Raw genomic sequence first — 21384 nt, forward strand, 5'->3', positions numbered from 1 at the left:
AATGAACATCTAAAGCCTTTTCGTATGGCTTCTATCCACATTTAAGAGCTCTTTTTTCTCCTTTTTCTTAAGACTTACCCTAACACTATCTCGACAAATTCACCCCCTCTTATAAGCTTCTCTTCCTCTGCATTACTCGCCCTAAGCAAACCTTCCATAGGTTCTAAGCATTTCCCTCATAACTGCCTTTTTTTCTTCCGTAAAGGCATTCTTCTCCATCCTCCACTGCCAGTTTCCTTCATCCGTTCCCGGTGCATTGATCCGACCTTCTGCAGAAAGCTCCAAGTAATCTCCTGCAGGAATAACGGCAAGAAAAGACGTAGCGGATAAGGCTTTCTTAATCAAAAGCTCCGTCATGGCATTCCAATCATTATGGGAACGGGAAAGATAACGGTAGATTCTGTTTCTGGAGTCCTCAGAAACAGTCTCAAACCAGTGCTTTAAAGTATCGTTGTCATGTGTACCGGTATAAATGACAGAATTGTTATCTTCATACATGTGCGGAAGATAGACATTTTCAAAATCGGAATCAAAGGCAAACTGTAAGACCTTCATGCCGGGGCAACCGACAGCACGTATAAGATCTCGCACTCCTTCCGTAATAACTCCCAAGTCCTCGGCAATCATCGGCAATTCTTTCTTGTTAAAATACTTTTGAAAAGCCTCAAACAGGGCTAGTCCCGGCCCTTTTCTCCACTCCCCGTTTATTGCCGTTTTTGCTGCATAGGGCACGGCATAATAGCCTTCAAAGCCTCGAAAATGGTCCACTCTAAGAAGGTCAAACCGGCTAAAGCAATACTCCATTCGCCTACACCACCAGGCGTAATTGTCTTTTTCCTGGGCTTCCCAGTCATAAAGAGGATTCCCCCAAAGCTGGCCGGTTTCCGAGAAAGCATCCGGCGGCACACCTGCAACAAATCCGGGATACCCCTTTGCCTCCGCATCACAGGCAGATTCCTCTTCGATATTTCTCCCCTTCCAACTGAAGTCAAACATTTTACGGTTTCCCCAGACATCCGCACTGTCCATCGCACAATAAATCGGGATATCTCCTAAAATCCGGATTTCCCTCTCATGGGCATAATCCTGTAAAGCCTTCCACTGCTTTTCATACTGCTGCTGCATGAAGGCATAAAAAGCAATCTCGTCTTTATTCTCCTCTATAAACCGCTCAATGGCGGAAGCTTCTTTATTTCGGTATTCCTTCGGAAACTTCAGCCAGGAGCGACCGTCAAACTTTCCTTTTAATGCCATAAAAAGACAGTAATCGAAGCTCTCTTTGCTGCGCGTTGCTAAAAGAGAGTCCACATCTCCTCCCTGTATCTTCCAGTTCTCATAAGCCTTTCTAAGAGTCGGAAAACGTCTTGTATAAAGCAGTCCGTAGTCTATCTTATCCTTACAGGAAGAAAAGCTCTCCCTCTCTACCATAAGATCTTCCTCTGTGAGAAGTCCTTCTTCTTTCAAGGTTGGAAGGTCGATAAAATAGGGATTTCCCGCAAAGGTTGAAAAAGACTGATAGGGTGAGTCTCCAAAACCTGTCGGTCCCATGGGTAAGACCTGCCATATCCGATTTCCCGTCTCCTGTAAAAGATCCACAAAGTCTCTGGCTTCCTTTCCAAAGCTGCCGATTCCATATTCTCCCGCTAGGGAAAATACAGGCATAAGAATTCCCGCCTCTCGTTGTCTATTCTTCATTACTACTCCTCCATTCCCATACTTACTATGCTTACCATACTTACTGCCCTTACTTTATTTACTTTTTTAACTTGTCTCGCGGAATATCCATTTTTTAGCTTTCCGCTCTTCCCGAAATTGCCAGAATATACACTTCCTCTGCTCCTGCATCCAAAAGCCTCCTGCTACAGGCTTCCATCGTTGCTCCTGTTGTGAATATATCGTCAACAAGGAGTATTCTTTTTAGTTCTTCAGGTAGCTCTCCACAATCCATCGCGGAAAAGAGATTTTGCAAACGCTCGGCAGGACTGCAATCCTTCAGTGCTTTTGTCTTTTTATTTCTTTTTAAAACATCGCTGTATAGCGGAATCCCTGTCTGCTTTTCCAAGCCTTTTCCGATGATTTCCGCCTGATTGTAGCCTCTTTTTCTTCTCCGCTCTTTGTGAATGGGGACAGGAACAATCCCTTGGATTCCCAAGTCCTTTAATTTTTCTTGGAATCGCTCTCCAGCCCGCATCCCGAAAAACAGACCCTTATCCTTTCTCCCGTGGTACTTTAGCTCCGTTATCGCCCCTTCTATTTCCTCCGTCAATTGATAAAGCATCATTCCCCCGGAGAAGGAAAAATGATGGCGCTTACAATTTCCGCAAAGGCTTTCCTCCTGCCGCAGAATACTGCGACCGCAGCTTTTGCAGGAAGGCTCTTCCATAAAAAGTTCCTTTTCCCTGCATAGAGAGCAGATATAGCCTTTTTCCTCCAAAACTTCATCGCAAAGAATGCATCTTGGAGGGAATAAAGCATTCAGAATTCCCTCTTTCCACCTTTCCTTGAAATCCATCTCATCTCCTTTTTCATATGGATTCTATATTTTTTCTAGATTTCCCATTCCTTTAATCTTGCTTGTCCTAATCCTCGTCTCCTGCTAAGCGAGATTCCGCAAGCTTTTCAAGCGATACTCGCTGTGAGCATAAAGGCTCCTAAAGATCGGATAATCGTTCCTGCATTTCCTTAATCTGCTCAGATAGACCGGAATAGCGTTTTTGCTCCGTTGCATTATGAACCATGGATTGAAAGACATAGGGATCTCCCAACAGGCAAACACAGGACTTAGCTCTAGTCACAGCCGTATATAGAAGATTCCGGGTCATAAGGAGCCTTGGTCCCCTGTACATAGGAAGAATCACCGCTGCATATTCCGATCCTTGCGACTTATGAATGGTGATGGCATAGGCAAGCTCCAAGTCTTCGCAATCCGAAAAGGAATACTCTACTTTCTTCTCTTCAAAAAACACAGTGAGCGTCTGTGCATAGTGGTTGATTTCCGTTATACGACCTATATCTCCGTTAAAGATTCCTTCCCCTTCTTCAATAGGGATATTGTATTTTCCGGGAATCTCCCAGGCGAGCTTGTAATTGTTCTTAACCTGCATAACCTTGTCGCCCATGCGAAAAACCGTTCCATACAATTCTTTCTCCGCCTTGTTTTTATCCTTCGGATTGAGATTCTCTTGTAAATAGCGATTTAGGTTTTCTACTCCCAAAGCACCCTTTTTCTGCGGAGACATCACCTGAATCGATAAAGGATCGATGTGCAAGTATTTCGGTAGCTTTTCCTTCATCAGTACCGCTATGTCGGAAAATATTTTTTCAGCCTTATCTCCCCGTATAAAAAGAAAATCTCTGGAACGTTTCCCAAGTTCAGGCTCGATGCCCTCATTAATCTTATGTGCATTCACTACAATATCCGATTCCAGTGCCTGACGGAATATTTTCTTTAACTGTATCGTTTTAATGCATTCGGAGGAAAGGATATCTCTCAGCACATTTCCGGCACCTACAGAGGGAAGTTGATTACTGTCTCCTACAAGAATAAGTCTTGTTCCGGGATTTACAGCCTTTAAAAGAGCGTCCATCAGATAAAGGTCTACCATGCTCATCTCATCCACGATGATGACATCTACCTCTAGGGGATTCTCTTCATTTCGTTGAAAATAGCTCGTAAAGCTCTCTTCGTCTTCTTCCTCGCCTTCTTTCCCCATATACTCGAGGAGACGATGTAATGTTTTTGCAGGATAGTCGGTCGCTTCTCCCATGCGCTTTGCCGCTCTTCCTGTTGGAGCTGCCAAAGCGATATTCTTTCCTCTTTCTGTAAACAATCTGAGTATTGTCTTTATCGTTGTTGTTTTTCCGGTTCCCGGACCTCCGGTAATCACCAGTATACCGGATTTGGCTGCAAGACTTACTGCCTCTCTCTGCAAAGAATCTAACTCCAGTTTTTCATTTTTTAAAATCTTCTCTATCGACTTCTCCCAAGACTCGCTGTATGCTTCTCCCTCCTCTATATTTAACGAAAGAAGCTTCGATGCCACACGTATTTCCCGATAAAAAGTGCTGCTTCGGTAAACTCGCTCTCCCTTAAGCTTGACCCTTCCCTTTATCTGTAAGTCCATCAGTTCCTCTTCAAAATCCGGAAGAGGCATCTCCAGGATTCTCTCCGCTTCCGACTTTAAAAGAGAAAGAGGCAGATAGCAGTGTCCCGCCAGTTCCGCCTGCAAAAGAGTATAGCTGATGCCGGCTTGGATACGAAAAAGAGAGTTCGGTTCTATTCCTACCCGCCTCGCAATACTGTCACACTTTTTAAAGCCTACCCCTTCCAATTCTTCCGCAATACGATACGGATTTTCCCGCAGAATGGTGTAGATTTCTCCCTGAAAATGTTTATAAATCTTGTATGCCAGGTTTAGGCTTATGCCGACTCCCTGCAGGAATAGAAGCGCATCCTGCCTGTCCTTTTTTCCGGACAGCTCTGCTGCGATATCTCTTGCCTTTTGTTCGGAAATCCCGCGAACCTCTGCCAGTCTCTCCGGCTCTTCTTCCATAATTCTGATGCTGTCTTCCCCGAACTTCTTTACGATTCTTTGGGCTATGGCTTTTCCGATTCCTTTGACTGCTCCGGATGCCAAGTATTCCTCAATACCGAAAATGCTGTTCGGTTCCTCCAGAACATACTCCTCCACAAAGAACTGCTTCCCATATGTCGGATGATCTTTCCATCTTCCCTTAGCTTTTATCTTTTCGGAGACCACAATATGGGAGAAGCTTCCCACACAGGTACACTCTTCTCCCTCTCCCTCTATAGTAAATACGGTATACCCGCTTTCTTCACTTCGAAAAACAATGTGGCTTATCTTTCCTTCCAGCTCTTCCAAAGTAGAATTAGAAGTCATCATCATCGCCGGCTAAATCAATGGATTTTCCTGTGCCAATTGCCACTGCGGTTAACGGATCCTCTGCAAGCATTGTAGTAATACCGGTTTTCTCTTGCATCAACTTATCAAAGCCGTAGAGAAGGGCACCGCCCCCCGTCATGACGATTCCACGTTCATAAATATCTGCAGCAAGTTCAGGCGGCGTTCTCTCCAAGACATTGTGTACGGCATTGACAATCATCATGGCAGGCTCAAGTAAAGCTTCCATAATCTCATCCGAGCTGACTACGACAGTCTTTGGAAGTGCGGTAACCAAGTTTCTGCCTCGAACTTCCATCGTTACATTTTCAGGACGTTTGCTGGCACAGCCAATATTGATTTTAATATCCTCAGCCGTTCTTTCTCCAATCAGAAGATTGTGCTTCTTTCTCATATAACGGAGTATTGCTTCATCGAAATCGTCTCCCGCTATCTTAATGGATTCGGAAACCACCGGACCGCCCAATGCAATGACCGCAATATCCGCTGTTCCTCCTCCGATATCGATAATCATATTTCCCTGTGCCTTGGCAATATCAATTCCGGCACCGATTGCCGCAGCTACAGGTTCTTCTACCACGCTCACTTCTCTTGCACCGGCATGATTCGCAGCGTCCATAACCGCCTTTTTTTCCACCTCTGTTGCACCGCTGGGGATGCAAACACAAATACGCGGTTTACGAAGTGTCCTTCTTCCTACCGCTTTATTGATAAAATACTTCAGCATTTCCTCTGTAAGGGTGTAGTCGGAAATCACCCCCTGCCTCAAAGGCCGAACAGCGGCAATATTTTCCGGAGTACGTCCCAGCATCAATCTGGCATCTTCTCCATAAGCTACAACATCATTGTTGTCTTTATTAACCGCAATCACGGATGGTTCCTTCAGAACCACTCCTCTTCCTTTTATATAAACCAAGATACTTGACGTACCCAGATCAATCCCTATGTCATTTGAAATCAGCGAAAACATGGATTCCTCCGTATATGATAAACGAGTTATACCTTTATTACTGTATTCCTCGGAAATGAGATGCTGCCTGCTTAAGGGCAACATTTATTGTGTAATATAAAAATGTCTTTTTTAGTATAACTGAAAGCCCTTAAAAGGAAAAGACCCTCCTAGCTTGTTTTCGTGTGTTTTTCGCTTTTGTACAGTTCCTTATTACAAAAGATATCCTATTGGTAAATATCCCTCCTTTGCCCGATTCCCAACACTAAAACAATTATATTGGATAATGCGTCAATTTCCTCTTCTTGCTTTCTAAGAGAAAATATGGCAAGATTTTACACAGAAAATTTAGGGGGTATGAAGATGGCAAAGCTTGTGGATTCAAAGGAAACCATTGCCGTTTTACAGAAGACAAATTTCCAATTCAAAAAACAATTCGGTCAAAATTTTTTAATCGATTCTTCGGTTCTGGAGCATATCTTAAGCTTTTCCGAAATCAATAAAAACGACTTGGTTATTGAAATCGGTCCCGGAATCGGAACTCTTACGGAGGCTCTTTGTGAGAGGGCAGGATTCGTTGTGGCAATTGAAATCGATGACAAGCTGATTCCCATCCTGGAAGAAACTCTTTCCTCCAAGGATAATTTTAAACTCATTCACGGCGATGCATTGAAAGTCAATTATCTTTCCCTTCTGGCAGAGCACAAGGAGTTCTCCTCCATAAAGGTTGTAGCCAATCTTCCTTACTACATCACGACTCCTATCCTGATGGATCTTTTGGAAAAAAGGCTTCCGCTTAAGTCCATCACGGTGATGGTACAGAAGGAAGTGGCGCTTCGTATGAAGGCGGCTCCGGGAACAAAAGATTACGGTGCACTCACTCTTGCCGTGCAATACTATAGCAATCCCGTCATTGTACAGGAAGTGCCACCGCACTGCTTCATTCCCCGACCAAATGTAAGCAGTGCAGTGATTCATCTAAGCCTACATGAAAAAACACCGGTATCCGTTCAGAATCCGGCTCTTTTATTTAAAACTATTAAATTTTCTTTTATGCAAAGACGAAAAACTCTTGTAAATGCACTTTCTTCCGGATTTCATATAGAAAAAAAAGACCTGCAAGCAATGCTCGGCTCTCTGTCCTATCCGGAAAATGTCCGCGGTGAAACACTCAGTCTGGCAGATTTTGCCCTTATTGCCGATGGAATCGAGGAGTTACAGAAGAAAAGCTAGACCATCCTTTTTGTTATATTAAATTCCTCATTTTAATACAGGAGCTGTAGGGTTATTTTACAGCTCCTGTTCGTTTCTCGGAATCTACGTCTTCGGCAAAAATGCAAAGAAAGCATTGTGTACCATGTCATATCTTGCCGTAGCATCTTCCTTTTTCATAAGATTGGGAGAACTGCTTCCTCCCAGAATATAGCTGGTAATCTGACTTCCGTTATAGCCGGTGATCAGTTCCCAGTTGTTATCTATACGAATCATAAGCGGGTAACCTTTAGAAGTATAATACAGTGCAGCATTTAAGTTTACTCCGTAAAGATTCAGAATCTCTCCTCCATTGCTCTCTATGCTGCTTCTTACATCGGGAATTTGAGCAATAAAGTCTGTGACCTCATCTTCTCGAGGCTTCCCTATAATAACACTCGGTCTATCGGTTCTGTTCCACAATATTTCCTGCTTTTCATTCAGAATATAGCCAAAATCATCATACACTGCAAAAATAGCCGTTTCCATATTTTGATAATTTCCCCTGTAATGTCCCAAGGAATAGGCATAAAAAACTGCCTTATCAGTCAATTTACTTTGACTCAGTTCTATTGAACCTGCCTTCTCTATGGAAAATTTCTCCGGATTTTGCATACTAATCTTTTCTATATTTTTTCCCGGAAGCGGGAGAGTATAGACCTTTCCGAACGCTCCCTGCTGCTTTGCCTCAGGAACAAGCTTGTTTTCTTTCGGCTCCTCCTTATTGGAAAGCACACTGTCCTTTCCGAAGTATGCATATCCGTTTTCATTGTGAGTATATTCGTCAAAACGCAACTGATTTCCGACGATGGAAAAATTGGAAAAATATAAATTCTCTTTCTTGTAAGATAGCTTTTGTTTCAAATCCGGACCGATTATGCGAATTTCCTCCATAGGGATTTCTCCCTGCGGATTCCATTCTTTACCTTGCTCCTTACTCTGCACCCCCAGTACCAAATCATCTTCAATAAATCCGATAACCGAGAATAGCTTATTTTCCTCTGTAATGTTTTGACTCTTATCGGATTTTAAATTCCGAAAGACCACGGTCTGGCTCAACTCGGATTCTCCATTTTTTTCCTCATAGGCCAGATACTGCCCGCCATCGCTGGAGGCAAGTTCCGATTTTTCTAAAGAAGAAGCCATGGTTAGTACTTCAAAGCTGTTGGTATCAATCCCGTAGACCGTTCCTCCATAATACAGGTAAAACATCTTATTTCCTGCATGATAAGAAAGTCTGTTCATGCTTTCTTCCAGTTCCTCTTTATTTTCCTTCAAAGGAAGAAAGAAATTCTCTACTACAGTATTTTCCGAATTGTCATAAGTGTAGAAAACGATACCCGTATATCCTTCATGTCGTCCTCTGCTGATGTAACCGTAGACCATAAAGTCTACATCTCCGTTCGTTTTTACATCCATGAGTCGAATGCCATGAGAGAGAAAATCTCCTCGGAAGCTATCATTTTCTTCCGTAAGATAGCTAAAAATTCGAGTCAACATTCCCTCGCTATTTAATCTATAAAGTGCATTTCCTTTGGAAAAGGCATAAAATGTCTTATTATCCGAGTATTTCGCCTGCACTCTTTCCGGGCTATCCACGCCCAATAAAATTTCTTTGTCGCTAAAACGAAAGCTTTGTCCGTCAAAGATTTCCGTACTTTGTCTATCGAAGTCCATCAGATAGATTCTCTGGCTGTCATAGCGCATAACAAAATTATCCTCGTTAAAGAACCTTCTTATATGCCCATTCTGGTCATTCGCCTTAGATGCGTAACGCACCTGAACCAGTCCCATGATCCCATTGATTTCCTTCAGACTGATTTCCGGTTCCCCATCCATAACCATTGCAGTATCACCCCAGGTAATCTGTTGAAAAGAGGAGTGAAGGTTTACATGCGAGAGGTCGGAATTGTCCATCGTATCATCTGATTCCAAATACGTGCTTAGGGATCGTGCCTCCGATTTGGAAAAAGATTTTCGGGTAAAATCTTCTCCCAAACTTAACATTTCTTCTGCCATCTTATCCTTAGCTAAAATAATCCGAGTATAATAATGCAGACTGGTTTCTCCCATATCCAAACTCAGACGAAGTTGGTATTCCTTTCCCTCCTGAATCAAGTTTTGAATGGGAAGAATAATTTTGATTTCCTTGCCCGACTTCTCCAGCTCCGCTTTTCCGTCCTTCTCAATCAGCTCAGATCCGTCCAGACTTCGAATATCATAGTGCGCAGATTCAACGGAAAACTTTTCTGCGTCTGCCACAAGAGTTAATTCCCGGTCATAAGGAAGAGCGGCAATACTATCTCGAATACTTGAACCGTCCATTTCCTGATAAAAACCATGCAGAGGATTGATTCTTTTATCTCCCATTTTCACATAAAGGTATGGAAGCTTGGACTCACCCATGTTGGCATAAACCCGGCTGTTTCTATCCATGGAACGATACGCATGGATAAAATAAAAAAGAAGAGCGACTAAAAAAATGCCGCTCAGAACCAGCTTTCTTGTTCTCCTTTTCGTCCAAAACTTTTTTTTCTTATAAATTCCGCTATTCACGAAGAGTCCTTTCTCAGTCTTTCTTCCTTCTGTAGCCCAGTGCCTCTTCTAAGGCCAGTTTTTCTTCCGCTCCCAATTCCACTGAGGTACTGCCTTCCACAACTTCCTTGATATACAAGAAGCTACCCTCCTTGGCATGAACGGAGTTCATCACAAATCCCGTATTATCATAGTTTAATATTGCAAGTGCAAAGGAAAGATTACCTCCCAATCCACTGTAAGCATTGTAACGAATGAGTCCTGACTTCTGAAAAGCGATTCTGTTATTGTTATGAAGAACCTTCAGCATCTCTCTTTGGTCCTCTAAGAGGTCTTCCGACTTTTCTACATGCCTCTGCAATTCTATAAAATAATCTTCCAACGTCTCTGCATCTTTTCCTCTCATAAAATAGTCATATTGTCGATACAGCTTCTTATACTTGGATTCCGCTCTTAGAGCAAAGAGGAGTGCAAGCAGAGAAACCAGCAGAGAAATCAGCAACAAAGCGGGAAGAAACTGTTCTATCATCGTACTTATATTTCCCATTTATCCCTTCGCCTTTCCTTCCAGTAGGACATATATTCTTTCCAAATCCTCTTGGGAATAATATTCAATTTCCAATTTCCCTTTGTTCTCGTTTTTCGGAATGATTTTTACCTTTGTTCCAAGGTTTTCTCTCATTTTTTCTTCCAAATCTTTAAAAATGCTGCTTAATTGTCCGGACAAAGGCTTCTTTTTCTTCTTTTGAACGGTTTGTTCTTGGCTTCTCTTTTCTACTTCCCGAACAGAGAGCTTCTTCTCCACACATTCTCTGGCGAGCGCGAGGCGCTTCTTTCCTTCCGGTATAGCAAGAAGGGCTCTTCCGTGTCCTTCTTTTAGCTTTCCCTCACGGATATAGTTTAGAATTTCCTCTTCCAGTTTCAAAAGACGGAGACTGTTTGTTATGGTTGTTCTCTTTTTAGACAGTCTCTCCGCAAGCTCTTCCTGACTCAAATCATATTCCGAAATGAGGCTTTGGTAAGCCAGCGCCTCTTCTACCGCATTCAAGTCCTCTCTTTGAATATTCTCAATAATAGAAACTTCCCTACTCAACTTCTCGTCATAGCTACGAACAAGAACAGGTACCTCTGTAAGTCCCGCAAGCTTTGCAGCACGGAATCTTCTCTCACCGGCAATAATCTCGTAAATCGGACCCTGTTTTTTTACAAGCAGAGGTTGAATAACGCCAAACTGCTTAATACTTTCGGAAAGCTCCTTCAACTCCTCGTCGGAGAAACGCTTTCTGGGCTGAGAAGGGTTCGCCTGTATCAGAGAAATCTTTAGAAGTTTTGCCTCCTCTCCACCCTCTTTTTTTTCTATTTTTCCGGGATTTGCAGCAAAAAGGCTGTCTACACCTCTCCCTAGTCCGTGCTTTGCCATAGCTTCTCCTTTATAACTTCCTATACTTCTTTTTCCAGAATTTCCCCTGCAAGCTTACGGTATGCATCCGCACCTGTAGAGCCGCCGTCATAGAGGTTAATCGGCAGACCATGGCTTGGTGCTTCAGCAAGTCGCACATTTCTGGGAATTATGGTATTAAAAATTGTTACAGTAAAATGTTCTTTTACCGCACGAACAACATCCTGCGAAAGCAGATTTCTGCCGTCATACATGGTAAAAAGAATTCCTTCGATACTTAAAGCTTCATTAAGTGCCTCTCGAACAGTTTGAATCGTCTCCAGCATCTGGCTTAATCCCTCCAGAGCATAATATTCACACTGTATCGGAATCAGTACCGAATGAGAGGCGGTAAGCGCATTAATCGTCAAAGTACCAAGACTTGGAGGACAGTCAATAAAGATATAGTCATAATCTTTTTCTATCTTATCTAAAACGTCCTTTAAAAAGTAATTTTTATTTTCTTCATTGGCAAGCTCAGCATCCATGGCTGCCAGATTTCTGTTTCCCGGCAGAAAATCCACATTTTCCACGATTTCCGTCTGTAAAATATCCTCTATCTTAAGCTCTCCGCTCAAAACTTCATAAATGCTTTTCTCCGCATCCCGTACACCCAAACCGCTTCCTGCATTCCCCTGCGGATCAAAATCCAGGAGCAGAACCTTTTGTTTCGCTTCCCCAAGGGAAGCCGCTAAATTTAACGCAGTGGTCGTTTTTCCAACCCCGCCCTTTTGATTTGCAATGGTAATAATTCTTGCCACTTTCGAACCTTCCCCTTCTAAAATGTTTCACGTGAAACATTTATACTATATCCATAAAATCCATGCAAGTCTCGAAAAATATCCTTTCAACTTTCTTGAAATTTTAACCGAGCGGTTCTTTGCTCGGAATTCCTGCCTTTCTCGGATATTTTTTTGCCGTATTCTCTATCTTTTGAATAAGGAGCAGGGACCGCCCGATGTCCGTCTCTGGAAGCCTATATTCCAGGATTTCTTCCAGCTTTCCGCCTAGAAGATATATTGCTTTCTTCCCTTTTTCCATTTCTTCCGAGATGTCCATAGACTTCATAGCAAGAAAATACCCTCCCTTCTTTACAAAAGGAAGATCGTATTCACTTAGGGTGGAAAGATTGGCCACTGCTCGTGAGAAGACGAGATCGTACTGTTCTCGAAGTTCGGGATTTTTCCCCAAATCCTCCGCCCTTCCATGATGAAAATCCACTCCTTTAAGTTCCAGTTTCTGCACAACTTCTTCCAAAAAGTGAATTCTCTTTTGCAGCGAATCGCTTAAGGAAAGGGAAATACCCGGAAAAGCGATTTTTATGGCAAGACCGGGAAATCCTGCCCCTGTCCCTACATCCATACAGCGCTTTCCTTCTATCCAATTGGAAAATGTTTCACGTGAAACATTTAGCTTTGCCATTGCGAGAGAGTCGATAAAATGCTTCACAATGACATCGTCTTCCTCTGTAATAGCCGTAAGGTTCATAACCTTATTCTTTTCTACCAGTAAAGTATAGTAGCTATAAAATTGCTGTAGCTGTACTTCTTGTAGATCTATGCCTAGCTGCTTCGATAAAGTAGAAAGGCGACAAAAAAAATCTTCCCTTGCCATAGAATACTCCTTATACCTGTCATTCTTTCCTGTACTTTTCCAAATAAACCAAAAGTACGGAAATATCCGCAGGACTCACACCGCTGATACGAGAGGCCATGCCGATATTCTCGGGGTGAATCTTATCCAGCTTTTGTCTTGCCTCAAGACGCAGATTTTGCATATTCTTATAATCGATTTCCTTCGGAAGTTTCTTTCTTTCCAGCTTCTTAAAAGCTTCTACCTGCTGAATCTGTCTCTTGATATAGCCCTCATACTTAATTTCAATCTCCACTTCCTCACAAATAAAGGCGGAGAGAGAAGGGCGCTCCGGATCCAACTCCTCAAGGTTCTTATAATTGCACTCCGGTCTCTTGCAAAGCTCCAGTAGAGAAATCCCGGACTGAATGGGAGAGGAGCCAAGACGACTTAACACGGCATTGTTTTTTTCATTGGCTCCGATATAGGTATTTGCCATTCTTTCCACTTCTTTTTCAATACTCTCCCGTTTTTCCCGGGTTTTCCTGATTTCCTCTTCGGAAATGAGCCCCAAGCTGTAGCCTTTTTCCCGAAGACGCATGTCCGCATTATCCTGCCGAAGCAGAAGACGATATTCCGCGCGACTCGTCATCATCCGATACGGCTCTTTATTTTCCTTTGTGACCAGATCATCAATCAAAACACCGATATAAGCTTCGGAGCGATCCAGCACAAAGGCTTCTTCTCCTCTTAAACGCTTCACGGCATTCACCCCCGCCATAAAGCCCTGTACGGCAGCTTCCTCATAGCCGGAGGAGCCGTTCATTTGACCTGCAAAGAAAAGCCCGGCGATTCGCTTCGTCTCCAGATTGTTCTTTAATTCCAAAGAATTTAAGCAGTCATACTCTATCGCATAGGCATGGCGAACCATTTCCGCCTTTTGGAAACCGGGCATGGTATGAAGAAGGGCAATCTGTACATCTTCCGGAAGGGAAGAGGAAAGTCCGGAAAGGTACATTTCATTCGTATATCTTCCCTCCGGCTCCACAAAAATCTGGTGGCGGTCTTTGTCCGGAAACTTCATCACCTTATCCTCGATGGACGGACAATACCTCGGCCCTGTTCCCTCAATGCTTCCGTTATACATCGGAGCACGATGAATATTTTCCCGGATAAGACTATGTCCTTCTTCATTCGTATAGGTTAAGAAGCAGTCGTCCTGCTCAATCTGCACCGACGCGGGATCCGTCGAGAAAGAAAAGGGAACTACCGGAACATCTCCCTTTTGCACTTCCATCTGAGAAAAATCAAGACTTCTTCTATCCACTCGAGCCGGCGTTCCGGTTTTAAAGCGAAGGAGAGGAAATCCCAGCTCCCGAAGACTGTCGCTCAATTTTTCAGCCCGTCTTAAGCCGTTCGGGCCGGTTTTCTCCGAAACCTCTCCGTAGATGCATCTCGCATTTAAGTAAACTCCCGTGCAGATAATTACCGCTTTCGCAAAATACCTGGCTCCGGTACTGCTTTCTACCCCTCTTACTTCTTTCTTCTCTTCATCCGTCAGAATGGATACGACTTCTCCCTGCCGAATATGAACACGCTCCTGGTTTTCCAAAACCTCTCGCATATTTTGTGAGTAAAGCTGCTTATCCGCCTGTGCTCTTAGGGAATGCACCGCAGGGCCCTTTGATTTATTCAACATTCTGGACTGAATAAAGGAACGGTCGCAGACCTTTCCCATCTCTCCTCCAAGGGCATCCAGCTCTCGCACAAGATGTCCCTTCGAGCTTCCTCCGATATTCGGATTGCAGGCCATCATGGAAATGGCATCGGGGCTCAAGGTAAATATCAGCGTTTCCATGCCCATTCTGGCGGAGGCGAGTGCCGCTTCCACTCCGGCATGTCCTGCGCCCACCACAATCACATCATAGTTTTCTTCAATTAAAGACATTTTCTTCCTTTCAACGCTGAAGCGAATCCTATTTCTATACTGAATTGGAAAGTCTATTTTTCGCTACAGACTATTTAGAAAAATCAATATTCTAAAATCAAGTTATTTTCCCATACAAAACTTTGCAAAAATCTCGTTCACAAGGTCCTCGGAAACTTCCTCTCCCAAAATTCGTCCCAGTGCGCTATAGGCACCCATCAGATCAATACTTAAAAAGTCCTCGGAAAGAGATAAGCGAAGGCCGTTTCTCACTTCGAGAAGCGCTCTCTTCGCTTCTTCCAGATCCACTCTCTGTCTCTCGCTATGAATAAATATCTCAGAGGAAAAGGAGAGTGAGCCGGAGAAGAAGAGTTCCCGAATTTTTTCTCCCAGCTCCTTTATTCCCGTCCACTCTTTAGCGGAAATTGCAATAACGGGAAGGCCTGTTTTTTCTTCCAGCTCTTTTTTTGTTAAGACTGTTTCCTGATCTGTCTTATTCAGTAAAACAATGGTCTTTTTCCCTTGTACAAGAGAAAGGATTTCTTCATCTTCTTTTTCAAATTCCTTTAAGGCATCCACCACAAAAAGGAGCAAGTCCGCATGCTCTATGGACTTCTTTGCCTTTTCAACTCCGATTCCTTCCACGATATCTTGCGTATTTCGAATCCCCGCAGTATCCATAAGGTGCAGGGAAAGACCGTCCAGACGGATATTTTCTTCTACCGTGTCTCTCGTTGTACCCGGTATATCCGTAACAATCGCTTTTTCCGCACCGACAAGAGCGTTTAAGAGAGAGGATTTTCCGGCATTGGGCTTTCCGACTATCGCGGTATGAATGCCTTCCGTAAGCATTCTTCCTTCCTCACGAAAGCGGAGGAGTTTCTCTATTTCTTGCAATATATATTCCGTGTGCTGAGCGCATTTTTCCGAAAAGCCGTCCAGGGAAATGTGTTCCGGGTCATCGAGTGCCGCTTCAATAAAGGCCGTATCCTCTAAGATGAGACTCCTGCATTCCTTGATTTTTTCTCCCAAAGCCCCCTGAACGAGTGCCAAAGAACTTTGAATGCCCGCCTCGGTTTTCGACGCAATCAGGTCTGCCACTGCCTCCGCCTGCGATAAATCAATTCTTCCGTTCAAAAAAGCTCTCTTTGTAAATTCTCCAGGTTCTGCGGCTCTCGCCCCATTTTTCAGCGTTAAGGTAAAAATCTTTTGCATGAGAAGTACGCCCCCATGACAGTTGATTTCCACTACATCTTCCCCCGTATAGGACTTCGGCGCTAAAAATGTCGATACCAAAACCTCGTCCACCGCTTCCTCTTTATCATAAACAAAGCCATAGCAAATGCGATGACTTTCTCGAATATCCAAAGGCTTTCCGCTCTTGGTTCTCAATATTTTCTCCGCAATGGAGAGGGCTTCCTCTCCGCTTAAACGGATGATACCGATTCCGCTTTCCACTAGCGCGGTAGCTAAGGCACTGATTGTATCCACAGTCTCACCTCCTAAGCTTTTTATTTTACTCATATTCTTTCCGCTTTGCAATCAGAGAGAAAAAATCCCCTCGTGAAAGAAATACTTCGACTTGTCTGTCTACGCCTTCCTTTCACGAAGGGATTCTTATTCATAGCGAGTATCGCTCGCAAAGCGTGCGATATCTCGTTTCATTAAAAAATCCGATATTCCATGATTCTCTAAGTCTTTAGTTATGCATTAATACTTAATTTAATTTTCAGCCCGATTCTCTTTCGGATATCTGTTTTTAAATCTTCTATCCTGACGGAACTTTCCACCATTCTTAGCAAAAATCACTACATGACGGAACGGATCATCACCCTCAGACTTAGTCGATACTTGAGAATCATTTTGTAAAGAAGCATGAATAATTCTTCTCTCATAAGGATTCATCGGCTCTAAATTTACGGGCTTTCTCGTCTTCTTGACTTTATAGGCAATGTTCTTTGCAAGACTCCTAAGGGTCTGCTCTCTTCTCTTTCTGTAGTCCTCTGTATCCAGCTTTACACGAAGATAGTCTTCCTTGTGGTCCTTATTTAAGACTAAGGAACAGAGATACTGTAAAGAGTCTAAAGTCTGTCCTCTTTTTCCAATAAGGATTCCCATATCCGGTCCTACAAGATTGATATAGAGCTCATTGCTGTTTTCACGGAATTCCATCTGCATCTCCACATCCATTTCCATTCCGGAAAGAATAGAAGAGAGGAATTGTCTTGCTTTCTCTTTATTTTCCGCAACTTCCTCTTCTGTTAAGGGGTGGAATTCTCTCTTTTCAGGAACTGCATTCTCTATAGCCTTGTTGTCTTCAAAGCGTCTATCTTCTTTTCTTTCTCTTGGTGCAGGAATCGGATCATAACCGCCGCGACTAAAACTCTTCTGCGTTTCACTCTTCCTATTGTTCTGCTTCTTTTCCTTGAAAAAATTCTCTTTCTTGTTCTCAGAAGCTGTTACCGTCTCGTTTGAAAGCTCTTTATCTTCTGTTTTTTCAGCTTTCTCTACTTTTTCCTCTTTCCTGCTTTCCTTCACATCATTGCTTGGCATCACTGTCTCTACAGGCTTTTCTTCTACTGCGCCTTCTTCCTTTGGAAATGCTTCAATAATCCATGGCTTAGCACCGATTCCTAAGATTCCCTTGCTTCCCTGCACAAGTACGGTATATGAAATTTTATCTGATGTGGTATGTAACTGAATGGTTGCCTTGGTAATGGCTTCGTCCATTGTCTTTGCGGATACTCTGATTTTATCCATAGCTTTTCCCCCTAAGCTTTATGACTTCTTTTCATATTTTTCATTATATAGCTGCACCATATTTGCCTTACTTGCTAAAGATCCTTCTTTTGCATTTTTATTATAATACTCGGTGGAATCCTTTGTCTTCTGGCTCTGCTTTGCAATGCGCTCCATTCGATTCTTCTCCTCGGAATCTTCTTTCGCCTGCATTGATTTTAAACGGTTTTCAATAGACTTTTCATCTATAGGAGGAAGTCCTCTTTTTGCTCTCTTTTCATTTGCCTTTGCCATAGCTTCCTGTAAAAGCTGTTCGTTGGTTTTCTTTCCGAAATACCAGTTCAGAATAAGCTGCTGAATCAGCATAAATAAGGAAGAAGCAATCCAATATAAACCGATACCGGATGCAAAGGAGAAGCAGAACCATACAGACATTAAAGGCATCATAACATTCATGCTTTTCATCATCTGTGCAGACTGGTCTCCCTCTGCGGCCTGCGGCATACTTTGCTTTTGCATAAGCACAGTAGATGCCCATTGTGTAAGACCTGCCAAAATCGGAATCAGCCAGTAGATATTCGGCTTAAGTCCATAAGCGGAAGGTGCTGTTGCCAAGTTTAATCCCAAAAAACTGTTAATTTCTGCAGACTTTGTAGCGGCAGTTTCAATAACGGAAGTCGCCTGTGGAAAAAGCTCGGGGAGCTTAGCCCACTGTGCAGGGTTTAACTTATATAAAAAGTCTATCACAAAGTTATGTATTGCTGTACTGTCATACTTTTGCGGATCATCCAAGCCTAAATTATGTAAGGTTTTTAAAACAGCCTTAAGACCGTTATTCTCGCCAAAAGTTACCAGCGCCTGCGCTGCATCCGCACCGCCGATAGCGGAAGATACATTTTCATAAATTGTTTTTACGGCCGGTACATAAGCCGGAATATTCATAATAATGCGATATAGAGCAAAAATAATAGGCATTTGTAAGACTAAAGGAAGACAACCTGCTGTCATTGATGTGCCATATTTTTCATATATAGCGCGCATCTCCGTCTGTTGAGCCATCATAGATGCCTGATCAGTCATATTCTTATACTTTTCCTGAACCGCCTTAATCTCCGGCTGCATAATCTGCATCATCCTAGAGGATTTTTGCTGCTTTAAGGAAGTCGGAAATAAAATAATTCTTGTTACAAGGGTAAACAAGATAATTGCTAAACCGATATTCGGAATACCGATTTGATCCAAGAAACTGTAAATTGAGTTCATTACCAGACCAAGGAAAGTTACGATAAAATTCCAAATTGGTCCAAAAATAGGAAAATTCCAAGTATTTTTCGTTAACAAAATTAGATAATTCAAGTTTTCTCCCTCCATCTTTAGGGAACAGGATCATATCCGCCTTTGGCAAAAGGATTACAACGAAGAATCCTCCATATTGCCAACCATAAACCTTTCACACAACCGTATTTTTGCACTGCTTCATAGGCGTATTGAGAACAAGTCGGTGTGTATTTACAAGAGCCGTGTCCCTTTAAAGGAGATAAAAACTTTTGATAGAATCGAATCATTCCTAAAAAAACGCTCTTCATACTCTCTCCTTTTCTAGGATAATCATATTTTTGAACTGACTTTCTTCCTATTTAAATAGATATTTATTTTACTATACCAAAAAGTCAAAATTTTAGAAAACGGCCTTCCATACTAAAAAGAGTAAAAGTCTTTTTCTTTTATTCTTCTCTGTCTATTATATGATGCCTGCTACATAATTCCAGATATGCTTTTTCAAAATCAAAGTAAGAACAATCTTTTCCCTTTTGTCTTACCACAAGTATGATGTCTTTACCCAAAACAATTTCCTTGTGTAAACGGAATATTTCACGAAGCTTTCTTGCGATTCCATGTCTGACAACGGAATTCCCCACCTTTTTAGAACAAGAAATTCCCAAACGGTTAAAAGAAAGATGATTATCAATCACATACATCACAAAACAGGAATTGGCACAAGACCGTCCTATTCTATAACAATGTTGAAAGTCTACATTGGATTTTATGGATGGAAATCGCTTCATTAAATATCTCCATGGTTGAAGAAAGACCGCTTTACAGCGGCCTCAAATTTCGTATTCTACATCTTATGCAGATAATCTAGCTCTACCCTTAGCTCTTCTGGCAGACAAAACCTTTCTACCATTTGCAGTGGACATTCTCTTTCTGAATCCATGCACTTTGGCTCTTTGTCTGGTCTTAGGCTGGAAAGTCATTTTTCCCTTATGCATACGGACACCCCCTTTTTATAGTGTATGGCATAAGCCACCAATCGTTTCTCCGGGAATTATTCGTCCTTACGAAGGTCCCGAATAAACTCCTAATTTTGGGTAAACATCGTTGTTTATTATACTGAGCCTGTCTATACTCGTCAAGAAAAACTTGAAAGAAAAAAAATCTATAAATTAATTCCGTATTTATCCACATTTTTATCCACTTATCAACAAATAAAATAGATATCCACATTTTGCTAATTTTTTGTGGATATCTGATATTTTTATCCTCTCAATTTTTAACAAATACACGGTTTATAATGGTTTAAATGTGGATAAAAAATTATCAACATTTAAACATTTTTTTTTCATCCACAGATAATGTTCAAAAATATCGATAACTATGCTCATGTCGAACTCTTTTACTCTTAAAAACAAAAAAAATCACATTTTAAACTTATGACTTTCAAACTTGATAAAGAATTCCCCATGCTGTAGAATGAATAAGCTATTCTTCTATCTATTCATAAATCATTAAAAGGGTGGAGTATGACAAAGGATTTAGAGATTATTAAAAATAAATGGAATGAAATATTGGATATGTTAAGGGAAATCACGCCCGTGGCAGATGTCACATACGAATTATGGATAGCTCCTATGAAACCGTATGATTTTGTTGATAACAAACTTGTCATTTTAATGAACACAAAGGAACATTTTTCTCTTTCAATTATAAGAAAAAGATATAATGATTCTTTTCGTATAGCCATTATGGAAGTTACGGAAATCAATACCGAAGTCTTGATTATTGATGAAGCCGGATTGGATTCTCTCTATAAAAAGGAAGAAAAAGAAGATTTAAGTCTTACAGATGCACTAAAAAATGCAAATCTAAATTCCCGTTATACTTTCGATTCTTTTGTAGTAGGTTCTTCCAATGATTTAGCCCATGCTGCCTGTGTAGCAACTGCAGAACTACCCGGAGAACAGTACAATCCTCTCTATATTTACGGAGGTGCAGGACTTGGAAAAACACACCTTATGCAATCCGTTGCTCACTTCATTTTACAGCAAAACAGAAATGCAAAGATTCGCTATGTTACATCGGAGACCTTTATCAACGAGTTTGTAGACAGCATTCGAAACAAAAATAACAGCTCTCCTGCTGAATTCCGAAAGAAGTATAGAGAACTCGATGTTTTGCTGATTGATGATATTCAATTCCTAATAGGTAAGGAAGGAACACAGGAAGAATTTTTCCACACCTTTAATACTCTTTATGACAATAGAAAGCAGATTATTATTGCTTCCGATAAACCGCCCAAGGACATTGACAACCTGGAAGAGAGACTTCGCTCGCGATTCGAGGTCGGACTGATTGTAGATATTCAGATGCCCGATGTGGAAACTCGTATGGCAATTCTTCGTAAAAAGGAAGAACTCGAAGGCTACAATATTGATAATGAAGTAATTAAATACATTGCAGATAATATTAAGTCCAATGTAAGAGAGTTGGAAGGTGCATTGACTAAGGTCGTAGCAAAATCGAGACTGGTTAAACAGCCTATTACCTTGGCTCTGGCGGAAGAACTTTTAAAGGATCACATTACGCCAAGTGAAAGAAGAGAAATAACTCCGAAGATTATTATAGAAATTGTAGCGGATTATTATAACTTAAATCTTTCAGACCTGGCATCTCCAACGAAAAAGAAAAACATTGCTTATCCCAGGCAGATTGCGATGTATCTTTGCAGAGAGATGACCAATGTTCCCCTAGTTACTGTAGGAGAACTTTT

The 21384-nt window shown here is 41.9% G+C and carries 18 protein-coding genes; 2 read left to right on the forward strand and 16 right to left on the reverse strand.

Annotated elements, in window-relative coordinates:
• Positions 1-141: 141 nt before the first annotated feature.
• The 4 genes from malQ to mreB all read right to left on the reverse strand — a co-directional run bounded on the left by malQ (position 142) and on the right by mreB (position 5892).
• Positions 142-1695: a 4-alpha-glucanotransferase gene (malQ, locus tag HMPREF9625_RS05050; protein WP_009535910.1), complete on the reverse strand. Its 1554-nt coding sequence runs from the start codon at positions 1693-1695 to the stop codon at positions 142-144.
• 94 nt (positions 1696-1789) lie between these two features.
• Positions 1790-2512: a ComF family protein gene (locus HMPREF9625_RS05055; protein ID WP_009535911.1), complete on the reverse strand. Its 723-nt coding sequence runs from the start codon at positions 2510-2512 to the stop codon at positions 1790-1792.
• A 139-nt stretch (positions 2513-2651) separates the two neighbouring features.
• Positions 2652-4904, reverse strand: coding sequence for an SF1B family DNA helicase RecD2 (gene recD2 / locus HMPREF9625_RS05060; protein WP_009535912.1), 2253 nt, complete (start codon positions 4902-4904; stop codon positions 2652-2654).
• Positions 4891-5892, reverse strand: a complete 1002-nt coding sequence (mreB, locus tag HMPREF9625_RS05065) for a rod shape-determining protein (protein ID WP_009535913.1) — start codon at positions 5890-5892, stop codon at positions 4891-4893. The genes recD2 and mreB overlap by 14 nt, the downstream gene beginning before the upstream one ends.
• Before the next feature lie 342 nt (positions 5893-6234).
• Between mreB and rsmA the strand changes: the two genes are divergently transcribed.
• On the forward strand, positions 6235-7104 hold the full coding sequence (gene rsmA / locus HMPREF9625_RS05070; protein WP_009535914.1) for a 16S rRNA (adenine(1518)-N(6)/adenine(1519)-N(6))-dimethyltransferase RsmA: 870 nt from the start codon (positions 6235-6237) through the stop codon (positions 7102-7104).
• Between the two features lie 84 nt (positions 7105-7188).
• Here rsmA and HMPREF9625_RS05075 read toward each other — a convergent pair whose 3' ends face one another.
• The 12 genes from HMPREF9625_RS05075 to rpmH all read right to left on the reverse strand — a co-directional run bounded on the left by HMPREF9625_RS05075 (position 7189) and on the right by rpmH (position 19606).
• On the reverse strand, positions 7189-9678 hold the full coding sequence (locus HMPREF9625_RS05075) for a hypothetical protein (protein WP_009535915.1): 2490 nt from the start codon (positions 9676-9678) through the stop codon (positions 7189-7191).
• A gap of 13 nt (positions 9679-9691) precedes the next feature.
• Complete coding sequence (locus tag HMPREF9625_RS05080; RefSeq protein WP_009535916.1) at positions 9692-10204, reverse strand: DUF4446 family protein; 513 nt, start codon at positions 10202-10204, stop codon at positions 9692-9694.
• Positions 10205-11077, reverse strand: coding sequence for a ParB/RepB/Spo0J family partition protein (locus HMPREF9625_RS05085; protein WP_009535917.1), 873 nt, complete (start codon positions 11075-11077; stop codon positions 10205-10207). It abuts the gene before it with no gap.
• A gap of 20 nt (positions 11078-11097) precedes the next feature.
• Complete coding sequence (locus HMPREF9625_RS05090; RefSeq protein WP_009535918.1) at positions 11098-11856, reverse strand: ParA family protein; 759 nt, start codon at positions 11854-11856, stop codon at positions 11098-11100.
• 103 nt (positions 11857-11959) lie between these two features.
• The gene (rsmG, locus tag HMPREF9625_RS05095; RefSeq protein WP_009535919.1) at positions 11960-12709 is read right to left on the reverse strand and encodes a 16S rRNA (guanine(527)-N(7))-methyltransferase RsmG; all 750 of its coding nucleotides are present in this window, start codon (positions 12707-12709) and stop codon (positions 11960-11962) included.
• Positions 12710-12728: 19 nt separating this feature from the next.
• The gene (gene mnmG, locus HMPREF9625_RS05100) at positions 12729-14615 is read right to left on the reverse strand and encodes a tRNA uridine-5-carboxymethylaminomethyl(34) synthesis enzyme MnmG (RefSeq protein WP_009535920.1); all 1887 of its coding nucleotides are present in this window, start codon (positions 14613-14615) and stop codon (positions 12729-12731) included.
• A 102-nt stretch (positions 14616-14717) separates the two neighbouring features.
• Positions 14718-16085, reverse strand: a complete 1368-nt coding sequence (mnmE, locus tag HMPREF9625_RS05105; protein ID WP_009535921.1) for a tRNA uridine-5-carboxymethylaminomethyl(34) synthesis GTPase MnmE — start codon at positions 16083-16085, stop codon at positions 14718-14720.
• A 231-nt stretch (positions 16086-16316) separates the two neighbouring features.
• Positions 16317-17354, reverse strand: a complete 1038-nt coding sequence (jag, locus tag HMPREF9625_RS05110; RefSeq protein ID WP_009535922.1) for an RNA-binding cell elongation regulator Jag/EloR — start codon at positions 17352-17354, stop codon at positions 16317-16319.
• An 18-nt stretch (positions 17355-17372) separates the two neighbouring features.
• Positions 17373-18689 carry a YidC/Oxa1 family membrane protein insertase gene (locus HMPREF9625_RS05115; RefSeq protein ID WP_009535923.1) on the reverse strand — a complete coding sequence of 439 codons (1317 nt, stop codon included), beginning with the start codon at positions 18687-18689 and terminating at the stop codon, positions 17373-17375.
• Positions 18690-18706: 17 nt separating this feature from the next.
• Positions 18707-18919 (reverse strand): membrane protein insertion efficiency factor YidD, encoded by a 213-nt coding sequence (gene yidD, locus HMPREF9625_RS05120; RefSeq protein WP_009535924.1) that lies wholly within the window; start codon positions 18917-18919, stop codon positions 18707-18709.
• 138 nt (positions 18920-19057) lie between these two features.
• Entirely contained in the window at positions 19058-19399 is a 342-nt protein-coding gene (gene rnpA / locus HMPREF9625_RS05125; protein WP_009535925.1) for a ribonuclease P protein component, read from the reverse strand.
• 63 nt (positions 19400-19462) lie between these two features.
• Positions 19463-19606, reverse strand: a complete 144-nt coding sequence (gene rpmH, locus HMPREF9625_RS05130; RefSeq protein ID WP_009535926.1) for a 50S ribosomal protein L34 — start codon at positions 19604-19606, stop codon at positions 19463-19465.
• A 531-nt stretch (positions 19607-20137) separates the two neighbouring features.
• Here rpmH and dnaA point away from each other — a divergent pair.
• The coding region (gene dnaA, locus HMPREF9625_RS05135) for a chromosomal replication initiator protein DnaA (RefSeq protein ID WP_016361590.1) at positions 20138-21384 on the forward strand (1247 nt) is incomplete at its 3' end.

The organism is Oribacterium parvum ACB1, from assembly GCF_000238055.2.
In the GTDB taxonomy this organism is placed as follows: Bacteria; Bacillota; Clostridia; order Lachnospirales; family Lachnospiraceae; genus Oribacterium; species Oribacterium parvum.